The organism is Yaniella sp., from assembly GCF_030453185.1.
Classification (GTDB): domain Bacteria; phylum Actinomycetota; class Actinomycetes; order Actinomycetales; family Micrococcaceae; genus Yaniella.
The window spans coordinates 1-12,372 of record NZ_JAKDKW010000068.1 but is presented as its reverse complement, the minus strand read 5'-3'; the positions used below and the strand labels follow the sequence as shown (position 1 = coordinate 12,372).

Here is a 12,372-nt window from a genome sequence, read left to right as displayed (position 1 = left end):
TCTGCCAGGTTGTTGACCTGCAGTAGCACCATGACGTGGTCACCGGCTGGGTATTGAGCGTAGACGGTCGTATCTAACCACAGGGCTGCGTGGTTGATGAAAATTGACGGACCGTGGGCCTCAAGGTCGAGCCCCTCGAACCGATCGATACCTTTGGCAGCGAGCTGACGTGCAATAGGACCTTGTCCCTCACCCAAGATCGAGATGCCGATCGAGTCAGAATCTTGCAGCGTAGGCCAAGTTTCGGAGTTATTTTGAATGGCCACGGACACCAGGGGTGGGTCGAGTGAAACGCCTACCGTGAATGACGAGGCGGCCATGCCGGCAGGGCCGCGATCTGTAGAGGCAGCTAGAGCTGCCACACCGGATGGAAACTGTCCGAATGCGCTGCGCAGCGATAAAGGGGAGACGTCGTTGGAGAGTTGGGCGGTGGTATGAGTTTCGTGGGCTTGCAAGGTAGTCATCACAATCATGCCTTCTATATTTCGCGCCCGATATACGCTCGAACGCTGTACTTGCCAGACACGGCGTTTTCCGTGTGGCCGAATCATCACCTGGGGCACCCCACTACAACGTGGGAGGGTTGCCGTCTTACCAGCCAGGGCTACGAAACGGTAAGAGCTCGTGATTCTGAAAACTAGACTAGCTTATTTCGTCTGCGCGTGACAGTTGGGATTGTCACATTTATTCAAATCGGCGCGCGATAGCTTCCGCATGCGCGTGCAACCCCTCGGAAGCAGCGAGTGCTTCGATGCCCTTTGCTATGGGCTCTAGGCCAGTTTTGTTGTATCGAATATGTTGTTGTAGGCGCAGGAAGGACGCGGTGTTGAGTCCGGAAGAGAACCGAGCTGTGCCAGAGGTGGGCAGGACGTGGTTCGAACCGGCGGAGTAGTCGCCAAGTGGGACAGGAGAATACGGGCCCATGAAGATTGCCCCGGCGTGGGTGATCTGTTCAAGAACCGCTTCGTTATCTGCTGTTTGGATCTCTAAATGTTCGGTGGCGATACCGTTGGCCACGTCGATCGCATCGTCCATTGAGTCCACGACCAATACGCCGGATTGTTGCCCGGTCAGCGCCTCACGAATTTGGTCTTCCAAGGGCGCACCGGGCACCTGGGCATCAATTTCAGCGACGACGGCTTCGGCCAATTTCATGGAATCGGTAACGAGCACAGAAGCCGCGAGCGGATCGTGCTCGGATTGCGAAATGAGATCAGTTGCGACCCATTCGGGATTGGCTGTGTCATCGGCCAGCACCAGAATCTCTGATGGTCCCGCAACGGCATCGATACCAACCTGGCCGAAGAAAGCCTGTTTGGCGGCGGCAACATAAACATTTCCTGGACCGGTGATCAGATCAACGGGCTCACAGACGGTCTGCCCGGTCTCGTCGTCAGCACCCAGTGCGAGCATGGCAATCGCTTGTGCCCCACCGGTCGCGTACACTTCGTCAACGCCAAGGAGCTGGCAAGCTGCCAAAATGACCGGGTGGGGGAGCCCACCGAATTCGGTTTGTGGGGGAGAAGTAATAGCCAGGCCGGGAACTCCGGCGGCTTGAGCTGGCACCACATTCATAATGACCGACGACGGATAGACTGCTCGACCGCCCGGAACATAGAGGCCAACCCGTTGGATGGGGACCCAGTGGTTTTCCACGCTGGCACCATCGGCCAGGGGCACGACTGTGTCAGGTGGGAGTTGCGCAGCGTGCACGGCACGGGCACGGGCGATGGATTCTTCTAGCGCGACGCGAACATCGTCGTCGAGTTCTTCTAGCGCTTTGACCATGGCTTCAGCCGGTACGCGAAGGCTGTCGGGTCGGACCCCGTCGAAGCGTTCGGTGAGGTCTTGGACTGCTGAAACACCATGGCGTCGTACCTGGTCAATGATGGGTTGAACGACCGCCGAGGCATCCGAAACTTCGAGCTTAGCTCGCGGCATCACGGTCGCTGGATCATAGGTGGTGTTGCGCAAATCAGTGATGTTCAGCATGACTGTTAGTGTAGCCGTTTTGAGCTTTAGTTCAGTTGTCACTGGCAGAATGGAGCCTATGTTGCGATTTGGAACCGAAGAGGGCCCGGGCGAGCCGACAGAATCGCCTTCCGTGCCGGATATGGAAAATGCTGTCCCCGAAGATGTGCAGGATTCCGCGGTACAAAATATTGAGTCCCTGGGCCCAATATTCGGCGTTATTTTGAATATGGCCATTGGCGTCCTGAGTGGGCTGGTCTTGACGGCGCTTATTGCGCTGGGGGTGCGTGTCATGCTGCGTACCCGACCGAGAATGCGAACGCATTTGAAAATTGTCCTCGTACCGGCTTTTACCGCAATGGGCTTCCTGGGCGCTCGGGTTGGCCTGGGCCTGTCTGGTCGGGACTTTGTTCTTTTCGAACTCCTAGCGTTTCTCACGCTGATCGGTACGGTAGCGGGATTCGCCTGGCTGGCCCTGCGAGTTGTTAACGTAGTGCAGCGTCGAGTAGAGCTCCGGTACGAAGAATCCACCACCGAAGATCGTCGCGGACGCCGCATCAAGACGCAGATGCAGCTCATTAAACGGGTCCTGAGCACGATTATCGTCGTGATCGCCATCTCCGCGATCCTACTGACCTTCCCACAAGTTCGTGCCCTCGGTGCTGGTTTGCTGGCATCTGCCGGTTTAGTTTCGGTCGTAGCAGCTTTAGCTGTGCAGACGACGTTGACGAACGTTTTTGCCGGTATTCAGTTAGCCTTTACCGATGCGATTCGCGTGGGTGACGTCGTAGTGATGGACGACTACTACGGCACGATTGAAGACATCACCATGTCGTATGTGGTGCTGAAAATTTGGGATGGTCGACGCATCATCTACCCTTCCTCATACTTCACAAACACACCGTTTGAAAACTACACCCGCGTTGGGACCGAGATCTCAGCGGGCATCGACTTTGAGCTCGACTGGCGTGTGCCAGTTGATGCGTTGCGCGCCCGCTTGAGAGCACTGGTTGAGTCATCTGACCTCTGGGATGGCCGCGATCTGTCGATTCAGGTCTTAGATATCGCTGGAGACCGAGCTACGCTGCGAGCTGCAGTATCGGCTCGTAACGCCGGTGAACTCTGGGATCTGCAGTGCCTGGTACGTGAGGACATGATCCGGTTTGTCTCGGAGGAACACCCGATGGCCATGAACGTGATGCGAATTGAGAATTTGCCAGCAGGACCAGCTCCAGAGATTGAAGCGCCTGAAGCAAGCCGGGGGACCACCACAGAGTCCAAAGAATCGAAATCTCAGTCTCGTACGCCCTGGGATCTTGGTGCCGTTCCCGAAGTAGATACCGGGAAGGTGCGCTCCCGGCGCGGCAGTGAACCACCGGTTGAACGCGGTTGGATCCCTACCGTGCAGAAGGAAACCGATGATGGTCTGAAAGAAACTGGACCGGATACGTCGTCTGTACCGCTCACACAGCCCTCGGAAGACGGCTCAATGTATACCGGCTCGGTTGCGGCCATCGAGCGCGGCGCCGATATGGCTGGTCCTGGTGAGGAAGCGTATCGGGAACGTCTACAAAATACCGATGAGCTCGACGTTCAAGACGGTGACGATACCCAGGACGAGCAGAAGACCGACCAAACCCAGGAGTTTGAGCGCGTCCGGGAGGACGAGGCTCCACGCAAGGACTAGCGCTTAGCCGGCCAGGTAGTTGTCATACAGTGTTTTCATCTCTTGCGAAAAAGGGACGAAAATGACCGTGTCGACTGACACCTGGTCGGCCATTGCTTGGACGGTTTCCACCCCGGCCGCCACGGCGTCCTCATGCGGCCAACCGTATACGCCGGCCGAAATGGTTGGGAACGCAACAGACGTGGCGCCAAGTTCATCGGCGACCTCTAAGCTTCGACGATACGCGCTCACCAATTGATGACGGCGATCTGTGCTCGCCGAATAGACCGGCCCTACCGTATGGATGACCCAGCGAGCTGGCAGCTTGCCGGCGGTGGTGGCCACCGCCTCTCCGGTGGGTAGACCTTCTGGCAGCGAGGTGTTCCGCAGGTGCTTGGTTGCCGCTAAAATTCCCGGGCCACCGGCCGCATGAATAGCGCCGTCAACGCCGCCACCACCTAGCAGTGTGGTATTGGCGGCGTTGACGACTGCATCGACAGTAACGGTTGTGATGTCCGACTGCTGCACAAGGATGTCCATGGTTTTACTCCCGTGTGTTCGATGCCACCGATGGTTCGGGAACTTTGACGCTTAAGACCGGGGCTTGCAACTCGCGCAACAGCTCGTCGGCAACCGATCCCATCATGAATTTTGCGAACCCTGAGCGTTTGGCGCCACCAATGACCACCAGATACGGGTTCAGTTCAGCAACAATGTCTTTGAACTCATCGGCGGTGGAACGCCCCCGCGCATACTGCCGCAATTCGGTCTGCACCTGGAAATTGGCCAGATACTGCTCAAGCTGTTCGGTTTCGGCACGCGTCAGTTCGGATTCAGCACGGTGCTCAGAACCTGGCCCGGCGTTGACAGCCACCAAATTCATCGACAACTTGGCGGCAAGATCCAAACCGAAGTCTAAAGCCGCCTTGGACGCAGCCGATTCCGTATAGCCCACAATAATAGTCACGCGTTACTCCTTCGTGTTGTGCATAAGATATTCCAGCGTAGCTGCCAACGTTTTCTTCGCCGGCACGCGAACCACATCCGGCAGTTTCGGGTACAGCTGCATCGACAGATCGTGCACCGTCACGGATTCCCAGTCCACCGGGGTCGGAATCGGAGGATAGTCTGCGATGAGCTCACGGAGCTGATCGACCCGAACCATACGGTGGTCGTAATAGTCTTGAGCCGTGCGGGCTACCGAATCTAACGTCGGCCCGTGTGCAGGTAGCACGGCCACCTGGCGTCCGGCACCTTCCAAATCGCCAAGTGTGTTCATCGACTGCAGATAGTCATCGAGCGTGCCGTCGGGATAATCCAACATCGTGGTCCCTTCGCCCAGAATGGTGTCCCCGGTCAGGACCGTGCCACCCGGATGCGGTGCAGTGTTGTCTTCGGGCAAGTAGAAAGATACCGAATCAGAGGTGTGCCCCGGGGTAGCGACCACCCTAATCTGCGTGCCGGCTGCGGAGATGACTTCGTTGTCTACGAGGACGTTAGCTTGCCGGCACCATTGTTCATCGACGGCGCGAACGGGGGCGCCAAAGCGCTCGTGGAAGGTTTCCACCGCTCCGGTGTGGTCAAAATGGTGGTGGGTCACCAAAATCAATTCGACGCTTCGGTCGCCGACGACTTCTGCCACGGCATCGGCATGCTCGGCCGCGCCGTCGTGGAAGCCCGGATCGACGATGACCACGGTCTGTGCGTCCGGTGCACCAAGCACATACGTGTTGGTCCCGCTCAGTGTCATACCGGACGGATTATTTTGGGTGACTCGGAATGTGAACTGGCTACTAGCCAGTGTGGTTGAAGAACTCATATATTGAAGTCTATGGAATCAAAACAAAATTCTGGATACTCCACACCCGGCAAACCCTTTACCCGCGACACCAACTACATTAATGACCGAATTGTCGCAGAGCCTGCCGCCCATCGAGCGGCAGCGCATTACGAGTACAACACGATTGGTTCTCTGACCACCGGGTTGACTGACGGCGCTGAAGCTTGGCCCGTGGAAGCTGGTCGCTACCGCCTGGTTGCCGCGCGTGCTTGTCCATGGGCCAACCGCACTATCATCGTGCGGCGTCTACTCGGGCTCGAAGACGCCATCTCACTGGGAACCCCCGGCCCAACCCACGACTCTAATTCCTGGACTTTTGATCTTGATCCGGGCGGCGTCGACCCGGTCCTTGGGACCGAACGTATCCAAGAGAACTATTTCAAACGCTTCCCTGATTACCCGCGTGGCATCACGGTGCCGGCAATCGTAGACATCCCAACCGGCGGTGTAGTGACTAACGATTACCCACAAATGACCCTCGATTTCTCCACCGAGTGGAGCGAGTTCCACCGCGACGGCGCACCAAACCTGCTGCCTGAAGAGCACCTTGATGAAATGTTTTCGGTGATCAAACGTATTTTCACCGAGGTCAATAACGGTGTGTATCGTGCAGGATTTGCCGGTTCACAGCAAGCCTATGACGAAGCCTATGATCGACTCTTTACCGCCCTGGACTGGTTGGAAGAACGACTCACCACCCGCCGCTATCTGATGGGCGAGCATATTACTGAGGCTGACGTTCGCCTCTTTACCACGCTGGTGCGGTTTGACCCCGCGTACCACGGCCACTTCAAATGTAACCGCAATAAGCTCATCGAATTCCCAGCACTGTGGGCTTATGCTCGCGATCTATTCCAGACTCCGGGCTTCGGTGACACCGTGGACTTCCAGCAGGTCAAGGACCACTATTACATCGTGCACCAGGATATTAACCCCACCGGCATTGTGCCGAACGGTCCGGTCCTCACGGAATGGTTGACCAACCACGGACGACAAGAACTCGGTGGCTCACCATTTGGCGATGGCACAGCTCCCGGTCCGGTCCGCCAGGGTGAAGGCGTCGACCCCGCAAATAATCCGCTCTACGCCTAGAGAGCTTCTGATCGCAGCGGTTTGGGTTAGGCCTCGGCTCGAGGTCTGACCCAAACTTCAGTGATCTGAGTGTCCTCGGGGGCTTCGATCACGTGGCGTATAGTGCGCGCCACGGTGGCCGGCTGAATCAGCGTTTCCGGCAGTACCAGCGGGTAGTTATCGTCCCATTCGATCATCGGCGTATCCACATGCCCCGGCGCCACCGTTGCTACCCGAATACGATCCGCTTCGGTACGCATTCGCACCCCGTCGGCCAGGGCTTGAAGCGCGTGTTTCGAAGCCGCATAGACGACATTATGTGGCGACGTCGTCCGCGAGGCGCCCGATCCCAAATACACGATCGTGCCCGTTGACGCACGCAATTGTGGCAGCAAGATCCGGGTGAGCTCGGACGGAACGGTGACGTTTAAGTGCATGACGTCGGACCAAATTTCAGCTGTGGCATCGTCAAATGCGTACCGCGGGGCGATGGCCGCCGCGTTGATCAGCGCATCAACTTTCGGTAGGAGTCCGAAAGTTTCCGCAAGCGCACCAGTATCGGTCAGGTCGCACTGGACTGGATAAATTTGTTGTCCGAGGTTGGCCAACTGAGCCAGTCTGGGTTTATCGCGCCCCTGTGCGACGATCGCGTAGTCATGGGCTAAATCTTCCACGATGGCGCGACCGATGCCACCGGTTGCTCCGGTGACGACAACGACCTGCCGATTGGTGACCGCCAGCTCTTTCAGATGGTCTGTGATCTCGAGCAGTTCCTGGGCGGTATTCATAGTGCTCCTTACAGGGTTTGGGCTTCGAACCTGGCGCGCAACGTGCCAGCCGGTAGCTTTTGGGCCAGCAGAACGGCTAACAACATGCGAGCTTGATAAGTATTGAGCTGACCGGCGCTGAGCGCACCGGAATCCAACAGCGTGACCCCGCCGCCATTGCCATAGATCGCGGCAACCGGACCCGTTGGAACCCGGGTGGATAGCACGACGGGCACGCCGGCCGCCACCGCAGCTTGTACAGCGTCGGTAAAGACCGGGGGCGCATTGCCAGCGCCAACGCCCTGGAGCATAATGCCATCGGCACCCGACGCCAGCGCCGCATTGAAGAGCTCAGCGGTACTCCCCGGCGCAGCATCGATCACCGGAATGTTCAACTCAGCAAAGTCGGCTGTCGGGGCATCCAGGACCGGGTATGGGACTGCGGTGGCCAGACGAGTCAGGACGTCGTTATGGTACTGCGCAATCAGTGTGCCACCGGAAAATGTAGTGGTTGCCAGGGTATGTCGCTTTCGCGTGTGGCGGGCAGCGTGAAATTCTGCTTCGAAACCGATCACCACTCCAGCACCGCGCATCGTGGCAGAAGCGGCAGCTTCCACTGCCTGGCGCAGGTTTTCTGGACCGTCAGTATTGGGCAGATCCGCGGCCCGCTGGGCGCCGGTTAGCACCACGGGTTTGTCCGCATCGTGCAGCAGCGACAAGAAAAACGCGGTCTCTTCCATGGTGTCGGTTCCGTGGGTGATGACGACCCCGGAGACTTCAGGACGTGCACATGCGGCGTGTACCGCGTGATGGATGGTCAACAGATCGGCAAACGTGAGATGAAACGAATTGATGTGCAAGACGTCTTCGGTGGTGACTCCGGTGGACAGCCCGAGGCTCCCCAAAACCTGCTCTGCCGAATCCGCAACGACCGACCCACCAGCTTCTGCACGGGAGGCAATGGTGCCACCGGTCCCGATCACGTGTACGTAGCTCATGAAGCTATTGTAGAGCGCTTCGGTTATAAAATGTCACCGGAAACATACACCCAGTGCCCGTTCTCACGAACGAATTCAGAGCGCTCATGTAGGAAATCGCGGCTACCATCCGCAGTACGAAAGTGGGCGATAAATTCTACGACGCCGGTTTCATCGTCCGGTCCGCCGCCCTGTGTATCGCGGATGCGCAACCTTCGCCAGTCAATGCCTGTCGGTGCCGAAGCGTCATCCGGACGCGCCTGGGAATGCCAACTGGCCGCAAGATAGGCATCATTACCAAGCACAAAGGCCGTATAGCGGGAGCGCATCAGCGCTTCGGCCGTTGAAGCAGCTCGCTGCCCAGCAAGTACCGGGCCGCAGCAGTCGGCATAGTCCTTGGACGTCCCACACGGGCAAGTTTGCTGCTCCAACACCATAGTTTGCTCCCTTTGGTCATCATGTGGCTGATCTGTTTCAAAGTGTAGCGATAGGTTAGCCTGGCTTGGTGACTGTCCAACACCCTGGTGCTGCGCGTTCGCCGTGGATACCTTTTGCCGTAGCCGCATCCGTAGCGGTTTTGACCATTCTCGATGTGGTCAAAGTCAACGTTGTCTTGACCCCTTTGGAAGAAACGCTCGGCGCCACACCGACCCAAACCGGGCTGGTCGTTGCCGGTTATGTGTTGGCTTTCGGCATCGCCCTGGTGCCTTCCGGACGACTCGGGGACCAGTGGAACCGCAAAGCCATGTTTATGATCGGGCTGGTGACATTCACCGTCGCATCGCTTGCCGCGGCACTGGCGCCGACCGCCTCTTTCCTAGTGATTGCTCGCATACTCCAGGGGATTGCGGCCGGCATGTTGATGCCCCAAGTTTTAGGGATGGTCCAAACCCTGTTCCAAGGTCAGGCTCGCGGCCAAGCGTTCGGTATCTTCGGGGCATCAATCGGCCTGGGGACTGCTTTTGGCCCAACCATCGGGGGCCTCTTTTTGGGTAGCTTCGGCTCAGAGCTTGGTTGGCGCTGGACCTTTGGCATGAACGTGCCGCTTGCCTTACTCCTCATTCCATTGGCCCTGTGGCTCATTCCTGCCGCTCAACCCGACGCCGGTGACGCAGACCTAGACCCCGTGGGTGTCACCCTCATGGCGGTAGCGGTCCTCTTTGTCATGCTGCCGTTTGTACTCACCACCGGTTCCGGCGACCACCCTGCGCGCTGGCTTTTCCTACCACTCGGTATCGTGGTCGCTCTGGCGTTTGTTCGATGGGAGAACCGATATCGAGCAGCGGGTAAGAGTCCCGTACTGGACTTCACCCTGTTTGCCTACTCGTCGTACCGCAACGGCGTCATCATCACCACACTGTGGTTCAGTGCCATGCCGGCTATGTTCTTAGTTATGACGCTATTCAACCAACAGGGGCTCGGCCATGATCCGGTCGCGGTCGGCCTCATCACGGTTCCGTTTGCGCTCATTTCGGCCATCGTGGCTGCTGTGACCGGCCGCTATACGTTTCGCCATGCCACGACACTGGTGATCTGGGGTTTCGCAATTTTTATCGTGGCCCTCATCGGTTTGGTGGCTATCTCTGCATTCGTCCCACCAGAACATAACCCGTTGGCAATGGCCATCGTCTTAGCCATAGCTGGTATAGGACCGGGGTTCATCATGTCTGCCAATCAAATGCGCACCCTCATCGAGGTACCGGTTAGCCAAGGCGGAGTCGCTGGATCCTTCCAACAGGTAGGTCAACGCCTGGGGAACGCCATCGGTATTGCCATCGGGTCGGCCATCTTTTACGCCATGGTTGCCGCGGTTCCCCGGGACACCACGGGACTGCCAGACCCAACCGATCCGGCGTCGGTAGCTGCCTACGCCGGGGCGTTCCAGCTGGCTATGGCTGTGCTGATCGTGTTCTCACTGACCGCTCTGGTGTTCGCCAGTATCGACCACCGCGCTCGGAATAGACAGCTGACGGCGCAGAGCTAATGCACCGCCAACCGGCGTGGAGATCGCTGCGGCGGGTCCGTTATCCACAGGTCTGACAGATCCCTGGTGTGTCGGAAACACGGTTTTCTTTAGTGTCGGACTCACACAGATTGCAGAGGGCAATCGACATGAGTAAAAGGACACACCTTTGAGATATACCTTTTTGGCATCCCTAGCAGTGGTTTCGCTTAGTGGCGCAGCCTTTGCTATACCCGGTACCGCTTCTGCTGCCCAAACTGCTGATATAGCCGAGGACCACACAGCCGTCATGGGACCAGCGGAGGATTATCAGTATGGTCTGACCGTGAACGGCGTTTCGCCAACGCTCCGCTCGGTCGTCGTGGATGACGAATCGATCCTGGCCTACTGCATCGAATACTGGGTTCAGGCAGCAGATCCCGATCACCGATCCGCGGTGACCGGCTGGGACGAATTCACCGGAGATAATAATTTCAAAACTGACCCGCAGGTACGCGAGTACGTTGCCTGGATTCTCCGAAATTCACATCCAACCTTGAGCCTTGACGAACTGGCGAACAACACCGGCATAACTGAGCTCACCGAGGCAGAAGCAGTTGCCGCAACACAGGCCGCGATCTGGCACTTCACCGACGATTTCGTTCCCGACGGGAAACTCAAGATCGACAGCGCGGCACACAGTAGTCAGTCCGTCTCCGAAGCCTCAGCACGCAACGTTCAAACGGTATTCGACTACTTCACCGGACCTGACAACACAGGTCTGAGCGAACACGAGGTTCAAGCCAGCGTCACGCTCGTCGATGCGACTGATGCCGAGGTCGGACCGCCCGAGGCTCTGCATGACGTCATACAAGACGAGGAGGACCAGATCTTAGGGCCCATTGCGCTCAATGCTTCTACCGAGCAGGTAGATCTAGAGCTGACTTCCACCAACGCAGCAGTCGAGATTGCAAATCTGACCATGCTGGATGCAACAGGAAACGAAGTCGACACCAGTCAACCGGTTCGTGCCGAGGAACTGTGGGTACATGTGCCAGGAGATACCGAAACCGGGGGAGTGCACATTTCCGCGGAATCAACAGACTTTGGCTATACCGGACGCCTTATCACTCCTGAACCAGATGCCCAACGACGTTTTCAGACCATTGTGATGGTCGATGCAACAACAGACCAGGCTGATACCGAGTTAGAACTCAACTGGCAGAAGACCCAAACAGATCCGCCGCCTGAACCAGAGACTCCGCCGGCCCCTCCTGAAGCTCCGGTTGAAGAGCCACCGGTTGAGGAACCGCCCCTGGAAGGTCCGCCAGCCGAGGAACCGCCAGTAGAACCGAGCCCTGTTGACGAACCAACACCGGAAGCGCCACAACCTGAACAGGAAATTGAAGAAGTTCAAGAGTCCGTCAAGAAGCTGCCAAGCTCAACGGATGAGGCAACTCGAGTGGAGGAAGATCCACGGGTGGAGGCTGCGGGCGAACTTGCTGAAACTGGAGCGCACCAAACGCGCAATATTCTCGTAGCACTTGCAACATTGGCCGTCGGTGCAGCTCTGCTGGTGATCAATCGTCTTGCGCGGAAGAAAACATCACCCCGCTGAGACTCGGCTAGGGCATGTCTCCTAATGTCATATCCAGGCGAGGGCCGCGGCCAGGAGGAGTCCGGCCCGGTAGGTGATGGCCAGTTTGTCGTATCGGGTGGCAATGCCCCGCCATTGTTTGATCTATCCGAAGTGGTTTTCCACGACGTGGCGGCCCTTATACGCCTCAGTGCCCAAGGCGGATGGTCGACCACCCTTGGGCGTATTTTCGGTGACGTTTCCACACGGTTTGTCATGGCCCAAACTTCGACGGTAAATCCCGCCAGGCGGCCCCGGTTCTGTACCGGTAAGCGATATCTTCTACAACATGGCGATGCTCACCAAAGAGACGACCTACCTGCCTTGGTTCGGTGGCAGCAACGGCTCATGAATGGCCCATTGCTCATCAGAAAACACACGAAACCGCGATACATCAGTCACATCGCCAATTCTGCCTACCCTGGCAAAATAGTTGGGAGACATGCCCTAGTACAACGCAGGCCGTCACATGGTCTCTCATGCAGTGATGCTTCTGCTGGAG

The 12,372-nt window shown here is 57.6% G+C and carries 12 protein-coding genes, 2 pseudogenes and 1 riboswitch; of the genes and pseudogenes, 4 read left to right on the top strand and 10 right to left on the bottom strand.

The annotated features are described in order from the left end of the window. Positions 1 to 464: flavin reductase family protein (locus L0H14_RS09735; RefSeq protein WP_301421738.1), on the bottom strand; the 464-nt coding region annotated here is incomplete at its 3' end. Positions 465 to 506: 42 nt separating this feature from the next. Beyond that, a riboswitch (SAM riboswitch) is annotated at positions 507 to 630 on the bottom strand. 54 nt (positions 631 to 684) lie between these two features. After that, positions 685 to 1,992 (bottom strand): histidinol dehydrogenase, encoded by a 1,308-nt coding sequence (hisD, locus tag L0H14_RS09730; protein WP_301421739.1) that lies wholly within the window; start codon positions 1,990 to 1,992, stop codon positions 685 to 687. 58 nt (positions 1,993 to 2,050) lie between these two features. Between hisD and L0H14_RS09725 the strand changes: the two genes are divergently transcribed. Beyond that, a complete protein-coding gene (locus tag L0H14_RS09725; protein WP_301421737.1) occupies positions 2,051 to 3,658 on the top strand; it encodes a mechanosensitive ion channel family protein in 1,608 nt (535 codons plus the stop codon). 3 nt (positions 3,659 to 3,661) lie between these two features. On the opposite strand, the gene L0H14_RS09720 is transcribed toward L0H14_RS09725, so the two are convergent. The 3 genes from L0H14_RS09720 to L0H14_RS09710 are packed head-to-tail and all read right to left on the bottom strand — an operon-like array spanning position 3,662 to position 5,456. Then, positions 3,662 to 4,177: an O-acetyl-ADP-ribose deacetylase gene (locus L0H14_RS09720; protein WP_301421736.1), complete on the bottom strand. Its 516-nt coding sequence runs from the start codon at positions 4,175 to 4,177 to the stop codon at positions 3,662 to 3,664. A gap of 4 nt (positions 4,178 to 4,181) precedes the next feature. Further along, positions 4,182 to 4,604 (bottom strand): universal stress protein, encoded by a 423-nt coding sequence (locus tag L0H14_RS09715; protein WP_301419874.1) that lies wholly within the window; start codon positions 4,602 to 4,604, stop codon positions 4,182 to 4,184. 3 nt (positions 4,605 to 4,607) lie between these two features. After that, positions 4,608 to 5,456 (bottom strand): MBL fold metallo-hydrolase, encoded by an 849-nt coding sequence (locus L0H14_RS09710; RefSeq protein WP_301421735.1) that lies wholly within the window; start codon positions 5,454 to 5,456, stop codon positions 4,608 to 4,610. Positions 5,457 to 5,468: 12 nt separating this feature from the next. On the opposite strand from L0H14_RS09710, the gene L0H14_RS09705 reads away from it, so the two are divergent. Next, positions 5,469 to 6,569, top strand: coding sequence for a glutathione S-transferase family protein (locus L0H14_RS09705; protein ID WP_301419584.1), 1,101 nt, complete (start codon positions 5,469 to 5,471; stop codon positions 6,567 to 6,569). A gap of 26 nt (positions 6,570 to 6,595) precedes the next feature. On the opposite strand, the gene L0H14_RS09700 is transcribed toward L0H14_RS09705, so the two are convergent. Genes L0H14_RS09700 through L0H14_RS09690 form a run of 3 tightly spaced genes read right to left on the bottom strand, consistent with a single transcriptional unit; the run spans position 6,596 to position 8,729 of the window. Continuing rightward, complete coding sequence (locus L0H14_RS09700) at positions 6,596 to 7,336, bottom strand: SDR family NAD(P)-dependent oxidoreductase (RefSeq protein ID WP_301419585.1); 741 nt, start codon at positions 7,334 to 7,336, stop codon at positions 6,596 to 6,598. Between the two features lie 8 nt (positions 7,337 to 7,344). After that, the gene (locus L0H14_RS09695) at positions 7,345 to 8,313 is read right to left on the bottom strand and encodes an asparaginase (RefSeq protein WP_301419586.1); all 969 of its coding nucleotides are present in this window, start codon (positions 8,311 to 8,313) and stop codon (positions 7,345 to 7,347) included. Positions 8,314 to 8,336: 23 nt separating this feature from the next. Further along, a complete protein-coding gene (locus L0H14_RS09690) occupies positions 8,337 to 8,729 on the bottom strand; it encodes a YchJ family protein (protein WP_301419587.1) in 393 nt (130 codons plus the stop codon). A gap of 68 nt (positions 8,730 to 8,797) precedes the next feature. On the opposite strand from L0H14_RS09690, the gene L0H14_RS09685 reads away from it, so the two are divergent. Then, the gene (locus tag L0H14_RS09685; protein WP_301419588.1) at positions 8,798 to 10,276 is read left to right on the top strand and encodes an MFS transporter; all 1,479 of its coding nucleotides are present in this window, start codon (positions 8,798 to 8,800) and stop codon (positions 10,274 to 10,276) included. Between the two features lie 148 nt (positions 10,277 to 10,424). Beyond that, complete coding sequence (locus L0H14_RS09680; RefSeq protein WP_301419589.1) at positions 10,425 to 11,852, top strand: thioester domain-containing protein; 1,428 nt, start codon at positions 10,425 to 10,427, stop codon at positions 11,850 to 11,852. 27 nt (positions 11,853 to 11,879) lie between these two features. On the opposite strand, the pseudogene L0H14_RS09675 reads toward L0H14_RS09680, so the two are convergent. Both L0H14_RS09675 and L0H14_RS12535 read right to left on the bottom strand, forming a co-directional pair. After that, positions 11,880 to 12,014: pseudogene (locus L0H14_RS09675) on the bottom strand (IS5/IS1182 family transposase); the annotation flags it as partial. Positions 12,015 to 12,084: 70 nt separating this feature from the next. After that, positions 12,085 to 12,186, bottom strand: a pseudogene (locus tag L0H14_RS12535) (transposase); the annotation flags it as partial. Positions 12,187 to 12,372 lie beyond the last annotated feature (186 nt).